The 24,389-nt window shown below is 59.9% G+C and carries 20 protein-coding genes; 6 read left to right on the top strand and 14 right to left on the bottom strand.

Going from position 1 to position 24,389, the window contains the following annotated elements:
• The first annotated feature begins 282 nt into the window (after positions 1-282).
• The gene (locus JIN84_RS04205; protein WP_200349753.1) at positions 283-3,708 is read left to right on the top strand and encodes a response regulator; all 3,426 of its coding nucleotides are present in this window, start codon (positions 283-285) and stop codon (positions 3,706-3,708) included.
• Between the two features lie 31 nt (positions 3,709-3,739).
• On the opposite strand, the gene JIN84_RS04200 is transcribed toward JIN84_RS04205, so the two are convergent.
• The gene (locus JIN84_RS04200) at positions 3,740-4,201 is read right to left on the bottom strand and encodes a hypothetical protein (RefSeq protein WP_200349752.1); all 462 of its coding nucleotides are present in this window, start codon (positions 4,199-4,201) and stop codon (positions 3,740-3,742) included.
• Between the two features lie 272 nt (positions 4,202-4,473).
• On the opposite strand from JIN84_RS04200, the gene JIN84_RS04195 reads away from it, so the two are divergent.
• The gene (locus tag JIN84_RS04195; protein WP_200349751.1) at positions 4,474-5,700 is read left to right on the top strand and encodes an aspartate kinase; all 1,227 of its coding nucleotides are present in this window, start codon (positions 4,474-4,476) and stop codon (positions 5,698-5,700) included.
• Positions 5,701-5,759: 59 nt separating this feature from the next.
• A complete protein-coding gene (locus JIN84_RS23345) occupies positions 5,760-7,004 on the top strand; it encodes a GNAT family N-acetyltransferase (RefSeq protein WP_200349750.1) in 1,245 nt (414 codons plus the stop codon).
• A 62-nt stretch (positions 7,005-7,066) separates the two neighbouring features.
• Here the strand turns inward: JIN84_RS23345 and JIN84_RS04185 are convergent, their stop codons facing one another.
• Complete coding sequence (locus JIN84_RS04185; RefSeq protein WP_200349749.1) at positions 7,067-7,663, bottom strand: redoxin family protein; 597 nt, start codon at positions 7,661-7,663, stop codon at positions 7,067-7,069.
• 67 nt (positions 7,664-7,730) lie between these two features.
• Positions 7,731-8,513 (bottom strand): protein-disulfide reductase DsbD domain-containing protein, encoded by a 783-nt coding sequence (locus JIN84_RS04180; protein ID WP_200349748.1) that lies wholly within the window; start codon positions 8,511-8,513, stop codon positions 7,731-7,733.
• 134 nt (positions 8,514-8,647) lie between these two features.
• On the opposite strand from JIN84_RS04180, the gene JIN84_RS04175 reads away from it, so the two are divergent.
• Both JIN84_RS04175 and JIN84_RS04170 read left to right on the top strand, forming a co-directional pair.
• A complete protein-coding gene (locus JIN84_RS04175) occupies positions 8,648-9,568 on the top strand; it encodes an alpha/beta hydrolase (protein ID WP_200349747.1) in 921 nt (306 codons plus the stop codon).
• Positions 9,569-9,762: 194 nt separating this feature from the next.
• On the top strand, positions 9,763-10,113 hold the full coding sequence (locus tag JIN84_RS04170; protein WP_200349746.1) for a hypothetical protein: 351 nt from the start codon (positions 9,763-9,765) through the stop codon (positions 10,111-10,113).
• 7 nt (positions 10,114-10,120) lie between these two features.
• Here JIN84_RS04170 and JIN84_RS04165 read toward each other — a convergent pair whose 3' ends face one another.
• From JIN84_RS04165 to JIN84_RS04135, 6 genes are all read right to left on the bottom strand, one after another.
• Positions 10,121-10,963, bottom strand: coding sequence for a TIGR03915 family putative DNA repair protein (locus JIN84_RS04165; protein ID WP_200349745.1), 843 nt, complete (start codon positions 10,961-10,963; stop codon positions 10,121-10,123).
• A complete protein-coding gene (locus tag JIN84_RS04160) occupies positions 10,960-12,189 on the bottom strand; it encodes a putative DNA modification/repair radical SAM protein (RefSeq protein WP_200349744.1) in 1,230 nt (409 codons plus the stop codon). The genes JIN84_RS04165 and JIN84_RS04160 overlap by 4 nt, the downstream gene beginning before the upstream one ends.
• 51 nt (positions 12,190-12,240) lie before the next feature.
• The gene (locus JIN84_RS04155; RefSeq protein WP_200349743.1) at positions 12,241-12,960 is read right to left on the bottom strand and encodes a hypothetical protein; all 720 of its coding nucleotides are present in this window, start codon (positions 12,958-12,960) and stop codon (positions 12,241-12,243) included.
• Between the two features lie 39 nt (positions 12,961-12,999).
• Complete coding sequence (locus JIN84_RS04150; protein WP_200349742.1) at positions 13,000-13,626, bottom strand: hypothetical protein; 627 nt, start codon at positions 13,624-13,626, stop codon at positions 13,000-13,002.
• A 759-nt stretch (positions 13,627-14,385) separates the two neighbouring features.
• Positions 14,386-17,163, bottom strand: coding sequence for a DNA polymerase I (gene polA, locus JIN84_RS04140; protein WP_234043177.1), 2,778 nt, complete (start codon positions 17,161-17,163; stop codon positions 14,386-14,388).
• A 40-nt stretch (positions 17,164-17,203) separates the two neighbouring features.
• Entirely contained in the window at positions 17,204-18,289 is a 1,086-nt protein-coding gene (locus JIN84_RS04135; RefSeq protein ID WP_234043176.1) for a hypothetical protein, read from the bottom strand.
• Positions 18,290-18,324: 35 nt separating this feature from the next.
• Here JIN84_RS04135 and JIN84_RS04130 point away from each other — a divergent pair, with 35 nt between their 5' ends.
• Positions 18,325-19,515, top strand: coding sequence for a metallophosphoesterase family protein (locus JIN84_RS04130; protein ID WP_200349739.1), 1,191 nt, complete (start codon positions 18,325-18,327; stop codon positions 19,513-19,515).
• 6 nt (positions 19,516-19,521) lie between these two features.
• Here the strand turns inward: JIN84_RS04130 and argF are convergent, their stop codons facing one another.
• From argF to JIN84_RS04105, 5 genes are all read right to left on the bottom strand, one after another.
• Positions 19,522-20,418, bottom strand: coding sequence for an ornithine carbamoyltransferase (argF, locus tag JIN84_RS04125; protein ID WP_200349738.1), 897 nt, complete (start codon positions 20,416-20,418; stop codon positions 19,522-19,524).
• 14 nt (positions 20,419-20,432) lie between these two features.
• Entirely contained in the window at positions 20,433-21,683 is a 1,251-nt protein-coding gene (locus tag JIN84_RS04120) for an aspartate aminotransferase family protein (RefSeq protein WP_200349737.1), read from the bottom strand.
• Positions 21,684-21,808: 125 nt separating this feature from the next.
• A complete protein-coding gene (locus JIN84_RS04115; RefSeq protein WP_200349736.1) occupies positions 21,809-22,078 on the bottom strand; it encodes a hypothetical protein in 270 nt (89 codons plus the stop codon).
• Positions 22,079-22,190: 112 nt separating this feature from the next.
• The gene (locus JIN84_RS04110; RefSeq protein ID WP_200349735.1) at positions 22,191-22,730 is read right to left on the bottom strand and encodes a hypothetical protein; all 540 of its coding nucleotides are present in this window, start codon (positions 22,728-22,730) and stop codon (positions 22,191-22,193) included.
• Positions 22,731-23,117: 387 nt separating this feature from the next.
• Entirely contained in the window at positions 23,118-24,215 is a 1,098-nt protein-coding gene (locus JIN84_RS04105; RefSeq protein WP_200349734.1) for a sugar kinase, read from the bottom strand.
• Positions 24,216-24,389: the final 174 nt, after the last annotated feature.

Below are 24,389 nucleotides of genomic sequence, written 5' to 3'. Positions count from 1 at the left end.
CGGCAAAGCGGAATCAGGCGAAGGATGATTGATGGGATCTTCTGAAAACAAGCACGCGGAGGGCGGCCATTTTGTATGGCCATTTTGATGTTAAATGATTCCAAATGAATTGACTGTGTATCTGACGGTTCCTTGCCAGACTTGACACAGGGGGGCATCCAATTTACGCCCGTCGCCCCCCATCACCAATGTTGGAAATTCCTGATTTTCAGGTTGGTGAGTTTTGTTGAGTCCATGCCCCCCGATAAGTTATACAGAAAATTGGCTGTTTCATGTGGAATTGTGGTGATTCTGCTCGGGCTGACAGTTCTCGTCGGGTGGCATTTGCAATACGTCGCCTTGCTGCAGATAAGGCCGGGTTATGCCTACATGCAGTATTCCACCGCGTTGGGATTCATCCTCTGCGGTGTCGCATTGGTCCTGACTGTGGTATGGGGAAGATCCAAAATCGCGATGCTCTGTGGCGGTTGTGCGGGCCTTGTCGGCCTGCTCCGGTGCCTGGAGCATGTGCTGGGAGTTGATTTGGGCGTGGGACTGATCGTCGACATGCTTCCTTCGTTCGCGGGGCGTTTTCCCATCCGGCCCGCCCCATCGACCGCAAGTTGCTTTTTTGTTTGTGGAAGCACCTTGGCGGCATTGGCTTCAAACATCTCCCAAGGGGAGAAACGGGTGATTGTCTGGCTCGCCGGTTCCGTGGTGCTTGCGATGTGTTCGATGGCGATGTTCGGCTACGTTACGAGGTTGAGGGAAACCCTCGAGTGGGGCGGGTTCGCGGGGATGGCCGTTCACACGGTGGCGGGGATGACAATGCTCAGTCTCGGAATCCTGCTGACACAGATGTTCACCGCGGAAGGGCGGAATCTGAGGGAGGATCGCTGGCTGCCGGTGCCCATCGTCACCGCGACGGCCACGATATCGCTGATCCTCTGGCAGTCCCTTCTGATCGAACAGCAGAATGCGGCCAAAATGGCGGCGGAAACGGTGGTTCATTCACTTGGCATCGATATGGAGGCGAGGCTGGAATTCCGGCTCAAGGCCCTGCAACGGATGGCCGGGCGATGGGAGGCGGCCGGCGGACTTCCCGAGGGCAGCTGGCGGGCGGATGCCAATACCTACCTGCGGGAGGAAAAAATCTTCGAGTCCATCCAGCGGGTGGACTCCGCCCTGCGGGTCCGATGGGTCATGCCGGCCACGGGAAACACGGGCATCGTGGGCATGGACCTGGCCAAGGACAACCGCTGGCCCGCGGCGGCGGGCCTTCGCGAGGCTGCGGCGAAGCGGCAGAGCGTTCTTTCCCCGATCATCAGGATCAGGCAGGGCGGATGGGGTTTCGTGGCCTATGTGCCGGTATCGCTCCCCAGCGGGTTTGATGGTTTCACCGCAGGGGTGATCAATCTGGAGGATTTTCTGCGCGATATTGTTTCCGAGGCCCAGGGAAATGACTACTATATCAGTATCGTTTTTGATGACCAGCTCATCTACAGCAACATCACCAAGGATGTCGTGACGCCGCGGAAGATGGCTGAAAAATCGGTGACTTTCACCGGGAGGACGTTGCGGATCTCGGCGAGACCACGTGACAAGCCCGGCTTGAACGGGGGCACCGCACACATCATCTTGTTCACGGGGCTGGCGCTCTCCGCGGCGATGGGGATCGCGGTCCGCAGCCAGCAGATATCCAAGATCCGCGCCGCGGCCCTGCAGGATTCCTATCTCAAGCTGCAAACGACCCACTCCCTGTTGGAGGCTGCGGGGAGGATCTCGCGTTTGGGACATTGGGAAGTGATGCTTGATGGCAACAGCCCGGTCTGGTCGGACATGACCTACGCCATCCACGAGGTGCCGGCGGGCACTCCTGTTTCCTTGGACGAGGCGCTGGCATTTTTCGCGCCGGAGGGTCGCCAGATCATCCGCAACCACCTGCAGAGGAGTATCGAAACAGGAGAGCTTTTCGAATATGAGCTGCCGCTGACGACCCGTTCGGGCAATTCGATCTGGGTCTATTCCAGAGGCGAGCCGGTAAGCGACGGAAACGGAAAAGTGATCGGCCTGCGGGGCGTTCTCCAGGACATCAGCGAGCGCCACAGGGCCTCCGAACTGCTCATCCAACGGAACATCGAGCTCCAGGCAGCCACGCAGAAGGCGGAGAACGCGGACAAGGCGAAGGCCGAGTTCCTGGCAAACATGAGTCATGAGATCCGCACGCCGCTGAATGCGATGATCGGAATGTCGGATCTTCTCAATGACACGACCTTGGAGGATCAGCAGCGCGAGATGGTGAACACCGTCAGGCTCAGCGGGGACATTTTGCTGACACTCATCAACGATATCCTGGATTTCTCGAAAATCGAAGCCGGACGTCTGGAACTGGAGCGGGTGGCGGTGGACATCCATGAGTGCGTGGAGTCGGCGCTGGATATCGCCTCCTCACTGGCGTCCCACAAGAAGTTGGATCTGTTTTACTGGATCGATCCGGAGGTGCCGGGATGTCTGAAAGGCGACATGACCCGGCTGCGCCAGGTGCTGGTGAACCTCGTGACGAACGCGGTCAAATTCACCGAACAAGGGGAGGTGTTCGTAAAGATGACAAAACTGGGCGGAGGCGGGAAGGATCTCCTGCGGGTGTCCGTACGTGATACCGGGATAGGAATTCCCCCCGACAGGTTGCACCGTCTGTTCAAGGCGTTCAGCCAGGTGGACTCCTCGACCAGCCGCAAATTCGGCGGCACCGGCTTGGGACTTGCGATCTGTTACAAGATCGTTCACGTGATGGGTGGCAGGATCTGGGTGGACTCGGTGGAAGGACACGGAGCGGATTTTCAATTTGAAATACCCTTGGAATCGGCCGGCCTTGCGAAGCCCGCGATCTACCAACGGAGGGATCTGGAGGGAGTGAGGGTTCTGATCCTGGCTCAAAGCGGCACGAACCGCTGGATCCTGCGTGAACGGATGAACGCCTGGGGCATGCGGCCGAAAGAAGCCGCGGATCCGCTGGAGGCTCTCGAATGGATCGAACGGGGTGATCCTTTCGACATGGTGATCACGGCGGGCCACGCGCCTCTTGAGGATGGGTCCGGGTTCGCCACACGGATGCGGGAACTGCAGGCCCGGCGCAATCTTCCGGTGCTGGTTTTGTCCGCCACGGAAAGTTCCCGGGATGATGCGGGGCAGGGAGCCTCATCGCATGTGAGGGTGAAATCCGTCCGAGTTTCCACGCTTTTTGAAAGCATGAAAGCCAATCTTCCGACCGGAAGAAAGGTCCGGCAGGCGGTGCCGGAGGAGGAGAAGCTGTTCCTTTCGCACGACCACCCGTTGAAAATCCTCATCGCGGAGGACAACAAGGTCAACCAGAGGGTCATCACGCTTGTTCTGGAAAAACTGGGATACGGCTGTGAGATGACCGAAAACGGCCTGGAAGTTCTCGAGGCTTTGAAACGGAAAAGGTTCGATGTCCTCCTGCTTGACGTGCAGATGCCCGAGATGGACGGCCTCCAGGCGGCGCGGGAGATCTGCCGTCTGTATCCCCGGGACGAACGTCCCCGCATCATCGCGCTCACCGCGGACGTCAGCGCCGAGGACCGGGAAAGATGCATCGCCTCCGGCATGGATGATTATCTCAGCAAGCCTGTCCGGAGGGACGAGCTCGTGAAAGCGCTGAAGGTTGCTTACCGCACGAAATGCGAAAACGGCGCGGTCATTGAAATCTGAAGGTTGGCGGAGTCCCATGTGGGCGGTTCCTTCATGTCAGCTTGAGATTCAATTTGTCACAAAGGAGGTTCGCGAGAGATCGGGCTTCCGCTTCGTGCCGGTTGTCCGAGGCCCGAAAGGACGCTGGAAAAATCGATAGGATCCAGACGCCAAGTCCCGAGGGAGTCGAAGCCGTGCCGCGGAACGCCGCGAGGGGATAAACCGTGCCCGTTGATTTGGATCTCAGCCCGACCCTGAATTCCTCATGTTCGTGATCCATTCCTTCCTGGGAGATGGAACCCAGAAGCTGGTAGGAATACTCGACGGCATCAAAGGTCTGGAGCTCATATCTCCGGACGGAGATTTTTGAAATCCGGATGGTTTTTTCCTCAAGGCTTCCCAGTGAAAAGTCCAGGGAGAGGATTCTTCTCCAATTTCCGAAGGTGATGATATCCAGGAAGGAGCGGGTCCTGATGATGATGCGCTGGGTTTCGAGCTGTATTTCCGGATTCATCCATTTGAGATTTCCCAAAAAAATCCCTGAGGCCGAGTAAGAGCCTTTCACCCGGAACCCGGAAGTGGAATCCATTTCCATTTTCACACCTGCCGGCAAAACCCCGCATGGCATCCTCCCGTTTTGCCGATCGAGGCGGTGAAAAGTCTTCGTGCCGGCGATTTGGCGGACACGGACGGGTATTATTCAGCACAGGGCAGCCTCTCAACCCGTTGATTTCAATTTCTTGCCAAGATTGAGAAGTTCCCCTTCACTGCGGCCCGCTCCCAGCCATGGCACTCATCGTTCAAAAATACGGCGGCACGTCCGTCGGCACCATCGATCGCATCCGCAATGTCGCCGCGCGTATGAAACGCACGCGCGACGAGGGAAATCAGGTCCTCGCCGTCGTCTCCGCGATGTCCGGCGTCACCGACAACCTGATCAAGATGGCGAAGGAAATTTCCGAAAACCCATCCGAGCGCGAGCTGGACGTGCTTCTCGCCACAGGCGAGCAACAATCGATTGCTCTGGTTTCCATGGCATTGCAGGAACTCGGCGTGGACTCCGCGTCCATCACCGGTCGCCAGGCGGGCATCATGACCACCGGCTCCCACACGCGTGGCCGCATCCTGAACATGGATCCCACCCTGATGCAGCGCTTTCTGGATGAGGGCAAATCCCTCGTGGTCGCCGGTTTCCAAGGAGTCACTCCGGATGGCATGATCCACACCCTGGGCCGTGGAGGTTCCGACCTCACCGCCATCGCCGTGGCCGCCGCGCTCAAGGCGGATGTCTGCCAGATCCTCACCGATGTGGACGGCGTCTACACCTGCGACCCCCGCATCGTCAAAAACGCCCGCAAGCTGCCGGAGATCTCCTATGACGAAATGCTGGAAATGGCGTCGTCCGGCTCCAAGGTCATGCAATCCCGCTCCGTCGAATTCGCGAAAAAATTCGGCGTCGTTTTCGAAGTCCGCTCCTCACTCAACGACAATCCCGGAACCCTCGTGTTAGAAGAACATCCCAACATGGAAAACGTCGTCATCCGCGGCGTATCGATCGAGCGCTCGCAAGCGCGTGTCACCATCACCGGCATCCCCGACGAGCCCGGCATGTCCGGCCGCATCCTCGGCGCGCTGGGTGATGCGGAGATCAACCTCGACATGATCGTCTCGAACATCGCGCACGACGGCTTCGCCCGCCACTCGTTCACGATGCATTCCAGCGACCTCGGCAAGGCCCAGGCCGCGCTCAAGCCAGTGCTCGCCGATCTCGCGCCCACCGCGAAGATTGAAACCGAGGCCGGCATCGCCAAGCTTTCCGCCGTCGGCATCGGCATGCGTTCCCACTCGGGCGTCGCTGCCACCATGTTCAAGGCGCTCGGCGACGCGGACATCAACATCGGCATGATCTCCACCTCGGAAATCAAGATCGCCGTCACCGTGGAGGAGCCCCGCATCGAAGACGCGGCCCGCGCGGTGCATGATGCGTTCGGGTTGGACAAGGTGCCTGCCTGACAGGGGCCGTTGACTGATTCGAAATTGAATTGTCCGGAGGGTTTTTATATTCCTCTGCTGTGAAAATCATTTCAAAGACCCTCGCCATCCGCGAGGCGGTCGCCGAACGCAAACGTCTTCGCGGTCCGGCGCGATTGGAATACGCGATTGCGGACCGGCTGGGGATGCTTGATGCGCGAGCTTGGAACCTGCTGACGGCGGATGCGGGATTCTTCATGTCGCACGCTTATCTCGTCGCGTTGGAAGCCGTGTTGCCCGCGAATCTCGCACCGAGATATGCGTTGATTTTCGATGGCGGACAGCGGCCGGTCGCCGCGGTTTACATGCAGTTGGTCGATATCGGTGTGGCACAAGTACGGCCGTCAAAGGCATCGAAGGTGGAGACGCCCTCACGCGCCGCACTGGACAAGCTGGCCGCGCGGGTCACCCAGCGGGTGCTGACGTGCGGCAATTTGCTGAGCTACGGCCAGCACAGTGTCGCCTTCGCACCGGATGCCGATCCGGATGTCGCATGGCACGGTGTGGCCGAAGTGCTGTACCGCGTTCGTGCGGCGGACAAACTTCGAGGCTCCGCTCATTTCGTGCTGATCAAGGACATCCACGAACCCCACAAGCGAAACTCATCGAGCCTGTCCAATCTGAGCTACCGCTATGTCGAGACCGAGCCCAACATGGTTCTGACATTGGATGCCGCTTGGAAAAGCCACGACGACTATCTCGCGAGCCTCGCGTCCAAATATCGCAGCGGAATCCGCAACAGCGTTTTCAAGCCCATCGACGAAGCCGGTTGCACGATCGAGTCGATGCCCGACATCACGGCGATGCGGTCCCGCATCCACGAACTCTATCAGGCGGTCCAGCGCAACGCGGACTTCCGGCCGTATGAATTGAAGGAGGATTATTTTCCTGTGCTCCAGCGCGTGGCGGGAGATCGGTTGCGATGCGGCATTTTGAAGCGCGACGGCGCGGTGCTCGGCTTTCTGATCACCCTCGCAGATGGCGAAACCGCCGTCGCCTATCATATCGGATTCGACCGTGAGGCGGCGGCAGGCCTTCCGATCTATCTGCGGCTGCTGCATGTCGGCATCAGCGACGCGATCCTGCTCGGCTGCAAACGTATTTCATTCGGGCGCACCGCGCTTGAGCCGAAAGCAGCACTCGGTGCGAAACCCGAAACGTTCGGCATCCTGCTGCGCCATCGCCAGCCGGTGCTCAACAAACTCATCAAACGCCTGCTGGCAGGCATCGGGCATGATGACGCTCCGGACCGCAACCCGTTCAAAAAAACGGCGGATGCGGGTTGAACGGAAACACCCCCTGCCGGTGAGGCGCGGGGGTGTCTGAAGTTTCAACGATTACGGGAGGCTTAGTACTTCACGCCGCAGCCATATGGCTGGTTCTTGGCGTTTTCCACCGTCTTGCCCGCGAGAACGGCGTCCGCCGCATTTGCGAAGAGCTTGTCGGCGGTGTCCACGTCGGCGACCTCCGTGGTCGCCTTCGAGTCGATCGCGCCATTGTAGGCGAGCTTGCCCTCCTTATCGATGATGAACAGGTGGGGAGTCACCTTGGCATCGTAGGCCTTGCCGATCTTTCCATCGCCGTCGGCGATGATGTGGCTGGCTTTGCTGCCTTTCGAGGAGGCGAGTTCACCGAGTTTGGATGGCTCGACATAGGCGTCCTTGCCCTCGGCGGCGGAGCTGATGGTCAGCCAGACCACGCCTTTGGCGGTGTAGTCGGCCTGGAGCTTCTGGAGATTTCCGCTGCCGTAGTGCTTCTTGACGAACGGGCAGTCGAAGTTGACCCATTCGAGCACGACGACTTTTCCTTTCTGGTCCGCGAGCGAAACGGTCGCGCCCTTGGCGTCCTTCGCGGTGAAGGCTGGGGCTGGCTTGCCGATTTCCGCGGCATGGGCGGTGACGAACGCGCAGGCGGAAACGAGGGTGGTAAGGATGATGGATTTCATAAATTTAGGGATTTGAGACAATACAGCGCCAAACGTGGCGCAAGATTGGGACGTGTCGAACGGAGTTTTATTCCGATTTCCAGGTGACCGTGTGCGGAAGCCTGCCGTTTTTTCCCGCGAGGACGAGGGTGAGGGAGGTGAGGGGAGGGGTGAGATACTCGCTTTTTTTGACCTCCGTCCGCCATTCCTCACCCTCTTTCACGAAAGTGTAGGAAGCGGCGGCGTCCACGATTTGGCGGGTTTCCGGGAAAATATCGAAATTCTTGGGATCGAAAGACTTGTCCTCCGAGTTCTTGATGGAGAGGAGCAGGGTTTCGGGCTTTTCCGCGACGGTCAGAGTGACGGCCGGCAGGGGTCTCGGGACTTTTGCCAGCGCTTCCGAAATGGTTTTTGCCGCAGGCGTGGATTCGGGAGCTCCGGGGCGCGCGGATATCACAAGTTCCGCATTGCCAGGCACGCAGTTCGCCTCGTTGCAGGTCAGCCACGAAATTTTTCCTTTCAACGTCGCCTCACCCGCAAAACCGGCGGGAGGGGTGAATGCCACCGGGAAAACCACCGTACCCTCGTAGCCGAAGCCCGGCAGATCTCCGGTCATGAAGCGCTTGGGCACCGGATGTTCCAGATCGCCCGCCGTCCACCCTGCGGGGAGTTCCCATTTCACGGAAATTTCCATTCCGCCCTCACCTGGGTTCCTCCAGTAGGTGTGCCAGCCTTCATCCACCACCAGCCGCACCGCAGTCTGGAAAGGCCTTCCGGCCTCGTACGTGGCGGACGTGCTGATCCAGTCCGCCTCCGCTTTTCCGGAGCGCACGGCGGCGTGCGAGGCGAGACAGGCGGCTGCGGAAATCATGACGGTTCGGAAAATCATAGATCGCAAGCTAGCAGCCATTTTTCCCACGGCAAGCGGGGGATCGCCGTGGCAGGCGGGGCGGTGTGGGCGGCTTGCCCTCGACAAACCTCCATCCAGGTGTTCATTCTATCATCATGTCCATCCGACTCATCGGCCTCTCGCTCGCAGCCGCGGGCATCGCCACCGCACAGGATCCCGCCACCGCGGATTCCATCCGGGAGCTGTTGAATGATCCGAACAGCGATGTGGCGAAACTCGCGAAACAGTACGCCGGGAAGAGCGGCGGCAACCAGCTCTTCTATTTTCCCACCCGTGACGAACCCGCCACACCCCGGATGTGGGGACTGAAATACGAGTCCGTCGATTTCAAGTCCGCCGATGGCACCGCCTTGCATGGTTGGTTCATCCCGGCGAAAAGCAAGACCCCGCAAACGGCGAAAGGCACCGTTGTTTTCTCCCACGGAAATACCGGATCCGTCGGCCACCACCTTGGTTTCTGTGTCTGGCTTGCCGAGGCCGGCTACAATGTGCTGCTGTACGATTACCGTGGCTTCGGGAAATCCGGTGGCTCGGTGGACCGGCGCGGCATGATCGACGATGTGAAGGCCGCGTTCGCCTACGTCAGGAAGCGTCCGGACATCGACCCGGAAAAACTCATTTCCTACGGCCACAGCCTCGGCGGCGCACAGTCCGTCACCGCCCTCGGTGAATCGCCGGTCAAAGGGTTGCGGGCCATCGTCATCGACGGTGCGTTCGCCTCCTATCAGGCGATGGCCCGCATCATCGGCGGCCAGCTCGGAGCCAGCCTCGTCACCGACGAACTCTCGCCGCGTGATTTTGTCAAAAAGCTCACGCCGACCCCGCTGTTGGTGGTGCATGGCACAAGGGACGAGATCGTGCCCGTTTCCCAAGGAAAGCAGCTCTACGAAGCGGCAGGGGAACCGAAAACACTCTTCGAAGTGAAGGCCGGCCGCCACGGCACCGCGCTCTCGAACGACAACGGAGCGTATCGTAAAAAGATGATCGAGTGGCTGGATGGCGTGATGAAGGGGTGAGGCCGAACCCTCCGCATGACCGGACCCGATCAAACGGCGAAAGACATGCTTGCGGAGAATGACGGATTTGTGGAGGTTGCTCGCGTGCTTTGTCCCTACCACAAGCAGCAGACGATCCCTCTCATGTTGCTAGTGATGGTTGGCATGGGACCATCGTCGCGGCGTTTTTGCACCGGGGTTTTAATCCCATCCTGTTGAGCTTCCTGCCGGGGCTGGCATTCAGCGTGTTCTACTGCATGTGTATCTTTGGAAGACATCGCCAGGCGTGGCATCAGAGGGTGTGGAAGCTATCCATCTGGTGGAGCGGAATCTGGCTGGGGTGTTTTGTCCTCGGTTTCGTGATCCCTCTGGCGAGTTTCGGTGGCCCGCTCACCTCGCTCATGTATGTCGCCCTGATACCGGCCGGGTGGAGTGAGGCATGCGGGATCAATCCGTTTCTTGCCGTCGGCCTTCACCTGCTCGCATGGGGATGTTCCCGGGATGCCTCCAGCAATGAAATCCTGGTGGCATACGATCCATGCGAAAAAGAAACGGACCCACGATAAGGCGGCCTCAGTCGGCCTCCTCCGCGGACAGAGCCCGCAGCTTGTCCAGATAGGCGTTCTTCGGCCTGGGTTTCACCGGGCGCGGTTCCTCCGCCAGCATCCCCGCCACCCGGTTGTTGCTTCCTGAGATGAGTTCGTGGATGAGATCCGCCTCGGGCAGGTTCTTCCAATAACGGACCGGCATCTCCTGTTTCATCATCTTCACCTTGAGGCGCGCCGGGTTGAAGATGCTGCGGTAGTAGGTCCGCCACGCGGCTTCCAGTTCGTCGTGGCTTTTGGTGGGATCATGCGGAATGCCGGGGGTGAAGGTGAGATGTTCTCCGTCCCAGTGCGCGCAGGACTTGGGACTGAAAATGCTCCAGTCCATGTTTGAGAAGCGTTTTTTAAAAAACGGAGCACCGGCCTCGATGACATGGTGATCCGGCTCGAACCACGCCGCGTAGCGTTCGCGGCCTGTTTCATCCGCGTCGATGAGCCTGAACCGGACGAACGCGTGCATCTTGTGGATCTCCTTGCGCACCGCCCTGGCGAAAAGGAGGGCCTGTGACACATCAGGATCGCTGGCGATGGAAACCAGATGTTTTTCCCCATTCCGCACGATGCGCCAGAGGATCTGGTAAAGCAGCGCCCAGCGTGACGGATCATTGTGGCACGAGACATTTTGCGCCAGATCCACGAACGCGGCGGGCACTTTCAGTTTCTCCGGCGGGGTGCCATTCGTCACCACGGCGGGAAACAACCCGCGTTCCGCCTCCCACAAGATTTCCTCCGGCGGCACGTGGTCCGCCAGCATCCGGCGGGCGGCATCGCGCCATGAGATGAAGCTTTTCCCGGGATCGACGGATCTCATTTGGCGAAGAGTTCGAGCTGCTTGGGCTTCGGTAGGAAACGGGCGCGGAGGCGGTCGGAATCCAGCAGATAGGCCGATGGATTGTGATCCGCCGTTTTGAGGAAAGGCTGGATCTTTGCCAGCGAGATTCGCAGCCGCAGGAGGTCCGCCTGGCGGATGCGGGTGTGGCGGCGGATCTGCAGAATGCGCTGCACGCTGGTTCCGCCCAGACCGGGCACCCGGAGCAACGCCTCACGACTCGCTGTCTGGACATCCACGGGGAAGTCCTGCCGGTTCCTCAGGGCCCACGCGAGTTTCGGATCGAGCTCCAGATCCAGATTCGGCGTCTCCGGGGTCAGGATCTCCGACGTCTTGAAACCGTAGAAACGCATCAACCAATCCGCTTGGTAGAGCCGGTGTTCGCGGACCAGCGGCGGCGGCTTCACCGGCAGGATGCTTGATGGCTCGGGGATCGGGCTGAACGCGGAATAGTAAACCCGGCGCAACTTGAAATTTCCGTAAAGGTCGTCCGAACGGGCGAGGAAATCCGCGTCTGTGGATTCATCCGCGCCCACGATCACCTGTGTGCTCTGGCCGGTGGCGTGGCGGAGCTTTTTATCGCCGTTTTTCCTGCGGTCATGCGCCTCGTCCAGCCTGTTGCGGATGCGTCCCATCGCGTGCCGCGTCCGGACGATGCTTTTTTCCGGCGCGAGCACATCGAGGGACTTCTGCGTCGGCAGTTCCAGATTGATGCTGATGCGGTCCGCATACCGCGCGGCGATCTCGATCAGCCCGGGCGAGGCTTCCGGGATGGTTTTCAAATGAATGTAGCCACGGAAGTCATACGCCTCGCGCAAGGTCCGGGCCACATCGATGACCATCTCCATCGTGTGATCCGCATTGCGGATGATGCCGGAGCTGAGAAACAATCCCTCGATGTAGTTCCGTTTGTAGAAATCGAGCGTGAGTTTCACCACCTCCTCCGCGGTGAAGGCCGCGCGGCGCACGTTGCTGGAGCGGCGGTTGATGCAGTAGTGGCAATCGTAGATGCACAGGTTGGTGAGCAGGACCTTCAGCAGGGAGATGCACCGGCCATCCGGCGCGTAGCTGTGGCAGATGCCCATGCCGCCGGTGGAGCCCACACCCTTGCCATCAAGCGAATTCACTTTCACCGCGCCCGAGCTGGCGCAGGACGCGTCGTATTTGGCGGCGTCCGCGAGAATGGCGAGTTTCGATTGCAGCTCCATAAGTTCGCATGAACACTGCTCGAAAGCTCAGGAAAATCCAGCGCTAAAATTTCATTCCGTGGAAATCGTCCGTTGCTCGCTCATCCACGTGTAGATGATGACCCACAGTGAAAGCGCCAGGCCGAACAAGGGAATCTGTAGCAGGGAGGGCAGGGAATACAGGATCGCGACCACCGGAATCCACACGCCCCATGTCGCGAACAGGGTCGGTACGACAACGTCGCGGTAATATCCGACCGTGAAAAACGCGCCGACACCCTCCGTTCGGAATCCCCGGTTTTTCCAATCGTAAAGCCAGGCCGTCACCGGAGCGGCGTAAAGCGGGTTGTAGAGAAACTGGTCCACCAGAACCTTTTTCAAAACCACGGCGAATGTGGGTTCCGATCCGAACCAACCCACCTGACAGCGGTACAAGAAATCCACCACCAGGCCCATCACACACCAGAACGGCACGGTGAACAACAGGTTCGAAACATTGGATCTCCGCAGCCTTCTCTTTTGAAAAACCAGGATGCGCAGCAATTCCGGAATCACCGCTCCCGCGATGATGGCATTCGCCGCCGAGTAGCCGTAGCCCCGGCGTGCCTTGATATCCGCCAGGTCGTTCAGTATACCCCGCATCGGCGGGTGGAAATAATAGGCCAGCAATACGGACAGCATCAGGCCTTGCAGGATCAGCCCCGGAACCAGATTCGCACGGGCCGCCTGAATACCGGCCGTCCACGGTGCTTCGCGCGGGGCCGGAGGAGAAATGGATGTGTCGTCAGGCACGATTGCGGACCCTGTTTTCCAAGCGTGAAATCATTCTATCTATTCCGCCAGCCGGATGGTCAGTTTGCCGGGTTCCACCTTGAATTCCTCCACTCCGGCGATCTTTCCATTTTTACCCCCACCAAGAACCTCGCCCAGCAGATCACGCCCCTTCAGTCCGCCCAGCCAGTCATTCGGCAGAGAAACTCCCCAGATCGTCACGTCATCCAGCACGAAGCTGGATTGACCGGGTGCGTTTTTAACAAAAAACCGCGCGCGGGCCTTGAGATGCCTGCCGCCGATGACAGGCAGATCGGGGTCGAGATCCGTTTCAACCCGGGCGTGGACCGCATCCGTCGCGAGTTCGAAGCTCACCGTTTTTCCCAAGGAGGTATTTTCATTCAGCAGGCCGTTCAACTCCCGTTCCGTCAGAACGATCTCCCGCGAGCCCTTCTGATATTTCGGCTCCGCGGGCGGTGTCGCGGCAGCCTGTGGTTGCTGGATCGCCTCCACCTTCGCCTCGACCGTCGCTTTTTCCTGTGCCGTCAGGATCACGGGTCGGATCGGGCGGTTGATCCACCACCAGAGACCGCCCATGACGAGCAACAGGACCGCTAGAACAATCGCGCCCTTGGCGAGTGCCGGCAAGCCTCGTTTCGGCAGCGCGGGTGGAGGGTTTTCAGTCATGGCGGTACCATAAGGAGAATGGACGCCCCCGTCCATTCATAAGGAGAGAACAGCGTGTTCCGGTCAGCTGATCCTCAAAGCCCTTTCGCTTTGCCACAATGTGAAATCCGTTTCCGGCAATCTCGCTTTTGTCGGATTCCGCCGGATGTATTGGACCGCGTTCGTGAAATGATCTCCGTCCCGAATCATTGTGTCCCGACAGTTCGCTTGCCAGATCGGACGGGTGGCGATTCTTCGTGCGGAAATGGATTTCCAGGTTTGTATGAGCGATTCAAGCGGAGCCAAGGGCTTGAACAACAAATGAACGTGATTCGGCATGATGACCCACGCGTGGTGTTCATATTTCCTGCCTTCATCAAACATGAGAATTTTTTCAAGAATCCCACGATTGGTGGAATCTCTCAGCAAACATGATCCTGCCCCGGCATCCAGCCATTTTTCCAGCCTGTAGGTGAAACGGCGGTGGTAGTCGGCTTCTTGTTCCGGAGTCCATGGTTTCGGCCATGTTTGATTCCATGCATTTCTCTGGGTTTTCCATAACTCTTTTTTCTCTTCGGGAAGGGAATCGCCCAAGCGGAAAGTCACGAATTGCATCGCTTCGTCCTGCTGCCAATGGGGGAGTTTCAGCCCGTGTTTCCGGATCGGCTGATATGGATGCAGATAGTCGCGGGACATGGCTGCTGATACGGAAGGTGGAAATCCACGTCCATCCAAATTGATGGGACGGGGGCGTCCCATCTCCAAATCCGGCCGATCGCGTCAATGCGCCGCCAGCCAGTTCGCGCCGGTTCCTGCTGAAACGTCGATGGGCACGCCGTTCGGCAGCGGCAGGGCGGTCTTCATGGCGTCCAGGATCTTCGGCACCAGCTCTTCCTGTTCATCGAGCGCGAGGTCGAAGACGAGTTCGTCGTGCACCTGGAGGAGCATCTTCGTTTGGTACGGCTTTTCCCGTAGCAAGGAGTCCACCCGGATCATCGCCAGCTTGATCATGTCCGCCGCGGTGCCCTGGATGGGGGTGTTGATGGCGGCGCGTTCGGCGTTGCCCCTGAGGTTCTGGTTGCCGGAGGTCAGATCCGGAAAATAGCGGCGGCGGCCGGCGATGGTGCCGACATAGCCGGACTCCCGCGCCTCGTTCACGGTGCGGTCCATGAACTCGCGGATGGCGGGGTATTCACGGAAATAGGCGTCGATGATGTTGGCGGCCTCGGTGCGCGGAATGGCCAGGCGCTGGCTGAGGCCGAAGGCGGAGATGCCGTAGATGATCCCGAAATTCACCATCTTCGCCGTGCGGCGCATGTCCGAGGTGACGTTCTCCGGATCGACGACGAAGACCTTCGATGCCGTGATGGTGTGGATGTCGGCGTCGTTCTGGAACGCCTCGATCATCGTGGCGTCCTGCGACAGGGCGGCCATCACGCGCAGTTCGATCTGCGAATAATCGCAGGAGAGCAGGGTGAACCCCTCGCGCGGGACGAACGCCTTGCGGATCTTCCGCCCGGCCTCGGACCTGACAGGGATGTTCTGCAAATTCGGATCGGTGGAAGCGAGCCGTCCGGTCGCCGCGACGAGCTGGTGGAACGTCGTGTGGATGCGCCTGGTTTCCGCGACGATGTGGTTCGGCAGCGCGTCGAGATAGGTGGACTTCAGTTTCGTCGCCTCACGCCATGACAGGATGTCGGTGATGATGGGATGTTTTCCTTCGAGCGTCGCGAGCGTCTGCTCGTCGGTCTTGTATTGGCCGGTCTTGGTTTTCTTCGCCTTGTCCGCGAGTCCCAGCTGGTCGAACAGGATCTCGCCCAGCTGCTTTGGCGAGGCGATGTTGAACGAACGGTCCGCGTGGGCGTGGATGGACTTGGCCAATCCGTCGATCTGGATCTGCAACTCGTCGCCGATCACGGTGAGGGCGGCGGGATCGATGGCGATGCCTTCCATCTCCATCGCCACCAGCACGGTCTGCAACGGTCCTTCGATGTTGGTCAGGACGGTCTGCTGGCCGGAAGCCTCCAGCAGGGGGCGGATCTTTTGCGCCAGTTGGAAAGTGACGTCGGCATCCTCCGCCGCATATTCCGCCAGGACCGCGAGCGGGATGGCGGCGATGTCGAGATCCTTGGATGCCTTGGTTTTTTCCGCGTGGGCGAAAAGGTCGAGGGACGCCGCGGCCTCCGGCTCCACCACGGGCTTGGAAATGTGCGCGAGCTTCACAGGACTGTAACCCAGCAGGATCTCCGAAAGATAGTCCATCGAGTGGCGGCGCTCCGGCGCGACCAGCGTATCCGCCAGCATCGTGTCGAAAAACGGTCCGGTCACCCGGATGCCGTGATGGAGGAGAATGGAAAGGTCGAACTTGAGGTTATGGCCGATCTTTTCCGCAGGCGAAGTGAGGACCTTGCGGAGTTCCGGAAGCAGTGACTCGGAATAGGGGAGATACCAGCCGGTGTGTTCCTGCCAGGAAAAGGCGATGCCCAGCAGTTTCGAAGTGAAACGGTCCAGCCCGGTGGTCTCGATGTCGAAGCAAAAGGATTTCTGCCGGGCGAGCTCGGTGAAAAGTTGGTTCTGGAGTTCGGGCGTGTCCGCGAGATGGTAGGTGTGGCTTACGTCCCGGATGGTTTTGAACGTTTCGAAAATCGTCGGCGTCGCGGCTTCTTTGTCCGGCGGGGATTCCGGGTTTCCGGAGGAAAAAAGCCGTTTGGAGAGGGTGCGGAATTCGAATTCGTTGAAGAGTGCCTTGAGCGCCTCGTCATCGCGTTGTGACAAAACGAGGTCGTCCCAGCCCACCTCCACCGGCACATCGAGGAGGATGGTGGCAAGTTCCTTGGAAAGAAGCGCCATGTCGGCGTGGGTCTCCAGGTTCTCCTTCTGCTTGCCCTTGAGCTTCGAGGTGTTCGCCAGCAGGTTTTCAATCGAGCCGAAATCCGCGATGAGCTTCTGCGCGGTCTTCGGCCCGATGCCGGGGACGCCGGGAATGTTGTCCACGGAATCACCCATCAGGCCCAGCAGGTCGATAATCTGGTGGGCATCGGCCACGCCCCAGATTTCGGGCAACTGTGGCAGGCCGATCACTTCGTGATCATTGCCCTTGCGACCGGGTTTCCACATGAAGGTGCTCGCGGAGAGCAACTGCGCGAAGTCCTTGTCCGGAGTGACCATGAAGGACTCGAAACCATCCGGCTCGGCGCGTTTCACCAGCGTGCCGATGATGTCGTCCGCCTCGTAGCCGTCGAGTTCCAGCACCGGAATGTGGAACGCCCGGCAGAGCGCCTTCACATGCGGGATCGCCGCGGCGAGTTCCTCCGGCATCTCATCCCGCTGTGCCTTGTAAGCGGGGAACCTGACATGCCGTGGCGTGGGGGCGGAGGTGTCGAACGCCACACCGATGTGGGTGGGATTCTCCTTTTCCAGGATGAACAGCAGCGTGTTGATGAAACCGTAGAGCGCGGAGGTGTTCGTTCCCTTCGAGTTGCGGATGGGGTTCTGAATGAACGCGAAATGGGCGCGGTAAACCAAGGCCATGCCGTCGAGCAGGAAAAGACGATTCATGGCGGCAGTCTGGCCGCACATGAGGCGGGAGTCCAGCCCCTCAAGACGGAGGATTCAAAACGACGTTCGACGGCTTGATGTCGAGCATCAGGGAAATGTGCATGGCGGTGAGCTCGCCCATCGACTGGCAGTCGCCGAATCCGCTCGTCGCATGCATGCGGTCCAGCTCGCGGGCCAGCGTGACGACGTGCTCGCGCGGGGCGATGTCCTCGCGCCGCATCACGCCGAGCAACGCCCGCAGGCGGCCGCTCTCCACCTTGGCGCGCCGCGCCATCTGCGCGTGCTCCTCGGCCACGTATTGGTCGATGCTCTTGCGGTTCAACACCTCGAAGGCGAGGCGGGTGACCTTCCGGTTCGAGTTGAACCGGAAGGCGAGATAGATGTTTCCATTTCCTTCGTACGACTGCTGGTCGAAATCGATGGCCCGCACCCGGTACTGCACCTCCTCGAAATCCGGAGTGACCTCCACCACATAGTTCACGCTGCGCATGTCGCCCAGCAGCCGGATGAAACTGCGCTCGGTGAATTTCGTGAATTCCTTGGCGATCCGCACCTTGTTGAGTCCCGGACGGTTCAGGTAATCACGCAGGAAAACGTCACCCGGCACACCGGAGATGTGCTCCTCGATGAGGGTGTTGCCATTGACCAGATAGTTGATCCGGTTCGGCGACAGGATATGTTCAAGCTCCAGCCCGTAGATGCGCGAGGCGTCCGCCTGTTTCACATAGAAATAGTCCGAGTTGTCATTGAAGAGATTCGTCACCCGGACACGGAAGGGTTTGGAATTTCCGAAATCACCGAAGTCGATGCGGTCCACCACGAGGTGCTCGTGCTGTGCGGTGTCGCGTCCCAGCTTCAGCTCGGTATAGATGCTGGTCAGGCGGGGCCGCAGCTCCCTGATGACTTCCGGCGGATACATGACCGTCAGCCACAGGGTCTCGCGGCCGGAGGGATCCTCGTAAGGCATCGCGCCGGTGAACCGGCCCAGCTCGTCATAGACCTTCGGAATCTCCCGCTGGCGGTCGAAGTGGTAGAGATACTGTCGCAGGGAAGGGGAGACGGGGTATTTGATTTTTTGCCGCGCGATCACAGGGCCAAGACTAGCCCGGTATTTTCGCAGGGCCATGAAATTCCCTGCCGGGGCCGGCAGTATGCCCTCGAATGAAGAGACGTTCGTTTTTGACAGGATCGGTTGCTGGAGGAGTCGGCGTGATCGCGCTGGGAGCGGACGGGCCGGCCGCAGCGCCGGAGCCTGGACCGTTGCTGGTGACGCCGGCGATGGTGATGGCCCCACGGACGGATGGGGTGGAAATCATCTGGGCCGTCGGACGACTGGCCCGTGGCTGGGTGGAGTGGCGGGAAAAAGGCGGCGCGATCCGCACCCTCGCGGCGGATGATTTCGGATTCGTTCCACAAGGAGATTCGGTGATGCGGGTGAGGTTGGAACAACTTCAAGCGGGGAAATTTTATGAAGCGAGAGTGGTGGTGGAAGCGGGTGACGGAGAGAAAGCGCGCGAGGAAACGCCGTGGAAAACCTTCCGCACGCTCGATCCCTCGGCATCCTCCGCCCGTTTCGTGGTTTGGAATGACACGCACGAGAATGCGGAGACCATCCGCCGCCTGCATGAAGCCACTCCGCCCGCGGACTTCCTGCTATGGAACGGGGACACCTGTAACAACTGGAACGAGGAATCGTGGCTGATCCCGACATTGCTTCATCCCGCCGGACAGGACATCAGCGCGGGCCGCCCCTTGTTGCTGACCATGGGAAATCACGACGTGCGCGGCAAGTGGGCGTTCAAGGTGAAGGAGATGGTGGCGATGCCGCAGGGCCGGCCGTTCTATGCCTTCAGGAACGGGCCGGTCGCTTTCATCTGCCTGCATACCGGCGAGGACAAGCCCGACGACCATCCCAGCTTCGGCGGGCGGGTGGCGTTCGAGCCGCTGCGACGCGAGCAGACCGCATGGTTGGAGAAAGTCACCGCACAGCCGGAAATCCGCGACGCACCCCACAAGGTCGTGTTCTGCCACATCCCGCTGCGTTGGAAAGCGGAGGCCCCTTCCGTGGATTACGCCACTGGCGGCTTCGACCATTTCGCCCGGGAATGCCGTGCCGCCTGGCATGATGCCTTGGTGAAATGGGGTGCCCAGGTGGTCATCTCCGGACACACCCACGAGGATGCCTGGCTGCCTGCCGATGAAAAATTCCCCTATGCCCAGCTCGTCTCCGGCGGACCAAAACCGGACGCCGCCCGCTGGATCGAGGGCACCGCCGATGCCTCCGGATTGAAACTCATGATGCGGGATCTGGGCGGAAAGGTGATACGGGAGAATGTGATTCCTCCCGCGTGAGGGGACTCATTTCCTCGCCAGCGCCACCAGCACCGCCTTCTGGGCGTGCAGACGGTTTTCAGCCTGTTGGAAAATGGTGCCCGCGTGGAGTTCCAGCACTTCCTCACTGATTTCCTTCCCGCGATAGGCAGGCAGGCAGTGAAGCACGATGTGGCCCGGTGCGGCATGGGCGAGAAGCTCCGCGTTCACCTGGAATCCGGCGAACTCGAGCTCCTTCTCCTTCTGGTCTTCCTGACCCATGGAGAGCCACACATCCGTGTTGATGACATGCGCGCCCTTTGCGGCCACGGCGGGATCCGTGGTGATGCTGACGTTCGGTGCGGCGAGTTTCGCGAGGAAATCCGCAGGTGGCTGGCAGGTGGCGGGAGCGGCGACGGCCAGCTCGAAGCCGAGGTGCTTGGCCGCCCACATCCAGGAAATGGTCATGTTGGAAAATCCATCGCCGATGAACGCGACCTTTTTACCCTCCCAGCCGCCGAGCTTTTCCTGGATGGTGAGCAGGTCCGCCAGGATCTGGCAGGGATGCTCGTCATCCGTGAGCGCGTTGATCGTCGGAAGTTTCGAATACTCCGCGAAGTCCACCACGTCCTGCTGGGCGAAGGTCCGGATGATGACTCCGTGCACCATGCGGCCCAGCACGCGCGCCGTGTCCTTGATGGGTTCACCACGCCCGAGCTGGATGTCGTTCTTCGAGAGAAACATCGGAAATCCGCCGAGTTCGCGGATGCCGACTTCGAAAGACACCCGCGTCCGCGTGGACGACTTGGTGAAAATCAGCGCCCAGGTCTGTCCGGCGAGAACCTGACCGTCGCGCCCGCGCTGGAGTTTCAAGTGCGCGGCGGATTCCAGCAGGCGCTGGATTTCCCTGGCGCTGAGTTGTTCGATGGAAAGCAGGTGTTGCATGAGCAGGGGAAGTGTTAGAGCTCGGAAAGGACGGAGTGAATGATGGACAATGCTTCGTCCACTTCCGCATCGGTGACGTTGAGCGGAGGCAGCAGACGGAACGCGTTGGGACCCGCTGGTGGAACCAAAAGACCGTGCTCCATCAATTTGTTGACCACCACAAGAGCGGGAGTTTTCCCTTCCGGCGTCGGAATGAGTGCGGGATCAAGCGCGATGCCCAGCAGCAGGCCTTGGCCGCGCACCGCGGTGACCACGGGAAGATTCCACGATTTCACGGTCTCGCGGATGCGGACTTCCTGAAGGATGGCGTTCACCGCCAGCTCCTTCTCCCGGATCTCTTTCAGGACCGCGAGGGAAGCAGCGCAGACGAGCGGGTTTCCGCCGTAGGTGGAGCCGTGAGAACCCGGACCCATCAGCGAGGAAAGCGCGGTGCCGTCTTCGGAGACGGCACGGTCGCTGAGCCAGAAGGCGCCGATCGGCACGCCGCCACCCAGCCCCTTCGCCCATGAAATGCCGTCGGGTTGGACTTCGGGGGCGATCATGCGCCAGCCCATCGCATCGCCGAGGCGGCCGAAGCCGGTTTGCACCTCGTCGATGAGCAAAAGGATGTCATGTTTCTTGCACAATGCCGCGACCGCGCGGAAAAACTCGGGCGTGGCCATGTTCACACCGCCCTCGCCTTGGATCGGCTCGAGCAGGATGGCGGCCGTTTCAGGGCGCACGGCGTTTTCCAACGCGGCGATGTCATTGAACGGAAGATAACGGAATCCGGGCAACAGGGGATCGAAGCCTTCCTGGATCTTCGCCTGACCCGTCGCGGACATCGCGCCGAGCGTGCGTCCGTGGAAGGACTGCAGGAAGGTCACCACCTCGTAGCGTTGGGAGCCATCCGCCTGCGGGCGTTTCAGGCCGAAGCGCCTTGCTGACTTGATGAGCCCGTCATTTGCTTCGGCACCGGAGTTCGAGAAGAAGACCTTGCCCGCCAGCTTCACGTGGCGGGTGTTGATTTCCTCCGCCAGTTCCGCCTGCAGCGGATTCTGATAGAGGTTGGAGACATGCATCAGCTCGCCCGCCTGGTGGCGGATGGCCTCCACCAGCAACGGATGGCAATGGCCGAGCGAACACACGGCGATGCCCATGCAGAAATCGAGGTAACTCTTTCCCGTGTCGTCCCAAAGTCGCGCGCCCGCACCTCGCACAGGGACAAGCGGAAACCGCCCGTAAGTGGGAAGAACGTGTTGCGCGTAGAGGTCGGGAGTCGTCATGTTTGGTCGGGAAAGGGGCGGACCCTAGCCTGTTTCCCGCAAATGGCAATGCGGGAGATTCACACGCTTTCGCGTCGAGCCCGCCCGGGGCGACCATCATGCCGTGACTCCGGAACCCGGAGGGTTTACGCCGCTCCGCCTTTGAGTTTCTCCACCCGGGATTTCGCGAACGAGACGAAACCGAATGCGAGCAATCCAAGCACGGTCAGCACCCCGCCGGCCTGCCACCGCTCCGAAACATCGGAAACCGCTCCGATCTGGAAAAATAGCACACTGATGGCCAGGGCGAAGAGTCCCAATCCGATCAGCAGGCCGTTGTAGAAGACAAGCCGCGCCACCAACAAGGCGGTGCTGCGGGCGGAGGGTGACAACGTCTGAGGGGTGATGGTTGGCATGGATTCAAACGAAACATAGCCCGCCGCATGCCAGATCGGACTCCTTTTTTGAAAACGGTTTTTCAACGCCCTGACAATGAGTCGGGACGCAGGAGGTTCGGGAGCCTCCGGCTCACCAGGAGCTTCCGCCGGAAACGGCTGCCAGCTCGCGTCTCACCGTGCGGACCGGTGTGGGTTTCTCCGGCCGATGGTTGGAAAGCAGCGGCGCGAAACTCTTGATGTAGGTACCGGCGCTGTCCGTCCCGCTGGATTTGCCCGCCGCCTTTTCATCCTCCTTGCCGATGAGCGAGAGACTTTCTTCCAGCAGGTCCGCGAGATCTTCACGATCCTCGGCGGCGGTGAAAACGGAGGCCAGCACATCATGCGAGGCCTTCGCCACCGCCGCATAGGCCGCCTCGATGCTGGAGCCCTCCGAGATCTCCTTGAAAAGATGGCCGTTGCCGGGATCGATGACGGAATGGATCGCATCGTGGACCGCGAGCAGGCGGATCGAGCGGACACGGCCCGCCAGAATGCGGTTTGTACGGATGCGGCTGAGATAGCGCTCGGCGATGTGGTTCCAAGTGAGTTGGATGAGATCGAGCTTTGGAGAGGAAACCGTGGTGGAGAGCGGTTCGGCGGATGGGATGAGTCGGGAAGTGGAAAAGTTCATGAGGGTGGAATGAGTTTTGGGTCAGCGGTTCCCGCTCCGGGAATCCCGGAGCGGGTCGCATTAATCGAGCCAACCACGGCTATGGAAAAAATTTGGTGTGAAAAACATTACCGCGAACGTGCGGCATGGATGAACCGAGGAACCGGAAAACCGGCACGGCCCCGTGATCAAGCACATCGACAACGGAAAGCCACGGCAGCGTGGTTTCCGGTTCGGGCGATCGTGTTCGGGAGTTTCATGGGGAACGGCCTGAAACAAACACCGATTGATCCCGCCGTCAACAGTTAAAATACTAAATTGCCTATTTTAGTAATAAAATTCGACAAAGCAAAAAAAGAGCCCGCCGCAAACACGACGGGCTCTTCGAGATCAAACGGAGTTTTGAAATCAGCGCACCACGCGGGCACCGCCACCGCCGATTTGTTTTTCCACTTCCTTGCGGGTGGCCATCGAGGTGTCGCCAGGAGTGGTGGATGCCAGCGCGCCGTGGGCGGCACCATACTCGACGGCCTTTTGCGCGTCGTTGAACTCCATGAAACCGAACTGCACGCCGGATGCGAAGGAATCACCGCCGCCGACGCGGTCGAGGATTTCGAGGTCCGGGTATTTGCGTGATTCGTGGAACTGTCCATCGTGCCACAGGATGGCGGACCAGTCGTTGATCGTCGCGGTCTTCACTCCGCGCAGGGTGGTGGCGGCGACCTTGAAATTCGGGAACTCCTTCACGGCGGTCTCGATCATCGCCTTGAACGCATCCAGTTCGATGGTGGAAATGTTGTGGTCCACGCCCTCGACCTCGAAGCCGAGCGACGCGGTGAAGTCCTCTTCGTTGCCGATCATGACATCCACATATTTCGCGATCTCGCGGTTCACCTCCTGGGCTTTCGCGAGGCCGCCGATGGTTTTCCACAGCGACGGGCGGTAGTTGAGGTCGTAGGAAACCACGGTGCCGTATTTGTTGGCGGCTTTCACCGCCTCGACGGTGAGGGCGGCGGTGGTTTCCGAGAGAGCCGCGTAGATGCCACCGGTGTGGAACCAGCGCACGCCGAGTTTTCCAAAGATGTGGTCCCAGTCCACGTCGCCCGGCTTGAGCTGCGAGGCGGCGGTGTTGCCACGGTCGGGGTTGCCGACCGCGCCACGTACGCCGAAGCCGCGCTCGGTGAAGTTCAGGCCGTTTCTCACGTTCCGGCCGATGCCGTCATCCTCGCGCCACTGGATGAAATCCGTGGCCACGCCGCCTTGCATGATGAAGTCCTCGATGAGGTGGCCCACCTCGTTGTCCACGAACGCGGTCACCACGGCGGTCTTGTAGCCGAAGCATTTCCGCAGGCCGCGGGATGTGTTGTATTCGCCGCCGCCTTCCCAAGCGGCGAAATTCCGTGCGGTGCGGATCCGGCCTTCGCCGGGATCGAGACGGAGCATGACCTCGCCGAGCGAGAGCTGGTCGAAGGCGCATTCGGATTTTGGTTTGATGGTGAGGGGCATGGATATTTTTGTGTTTTGGACTGTTGGACAATCGTTGTCCGACGAAGGTCGGATAAAAAGAACGGTGGAACCTTGGGAAGAATCCGCCACCCGTGCAATACACACTTGGGGTTAAGCAAATTTCCATGGAAAATCAGGAATGGCTGTCGGGTTTTGCGGGATTTTCGCGTTAAG

The sequence above is a fragment of the Luteolibacter yonseiensis genome (assembly GCF_016595465.1).
In the GTDB taxonomy this organism is placed as follows: domain Bacteria; phylum Verrucomicrobiota; class Verrucomicrobiia; order Verrucomicrobiales; family Akkermansiaceae; genus Luteolibacter; species Luteolibacter yonseiensis.
Note: the sequence above shows the minus strand (reverse complement) of the source record. Positions and strands in the feature narration are given on the sequence as shown.